Here is a 585-nt window from a genome sequence, read left to right as displayed (position 1 = left end):
CAAACCTCAATATCAATATTGAAGACTCGCTTAAGTCGCTGCATCCATGTCATGGCATGGTGCCGCTCTTCAGGGGTCTTATCGAGCCAGTCAGTATCGGCTGCTTCTAGTTTGTCAGGCTTTTTTCCGCGTTTAGCCGGTGTGACCTGAACACGGTGTTTGCTGTTCGGTGCGAAGACTCCGTGGAATCGGGTGAGGTTGACGCGCGGCTTGGGTACCAGTGCAGCCAGCTTGGCCATGAAGTCCATGGGTTCGAAGATCACATGGGTTGTGCCATTGCGATACGGGGTTTTGAGTTCATACCGAACGTGTCCATTGGAGGTCAATGCCAGGCGCTTTTCTGAAACAGCGGGTCGGCTAACGTAGCGGCAGAGCCGTTCGAGTTTATCCCTCTGATGTCCTTCGGCCATCACACCGGCATGGAGTGAAAACCCTGCCACTTTAGCCGCTTGGCCATAGCCTGGCTTCTCACTTTCGCAATGAGGGAAGGTTTGCAGGGTGAAGACCTTACTCCCTTGCTGGGGGCCGGTGGCGATGCGGTAAGTCACCGAGGAACCGTGCAGTTGCGTGAGTACATCTCCTCCT

1 protein-coding gene is annotated in these 585 nt (G+C 54.7%); it reads right to left on the bottom strand.

Annotation, left to right across the window (positions count from 1 at the left end; translation table 11 throughout):
- Positions 1-585, bottom strand: a 585-nt coding sequence (locus A3756_RS06795) for a transposase (protein ID WP_197481232.1), incomplete at both ends; no start/stop codon positions are given.

The organism is Oleiphilus sp. HI0086, assembly GCF_001635225.1.
Note: the sequence above shows the minus strand (reverse complement) of the source record. Positions and strands in the feature narration are given on the sequence as shown.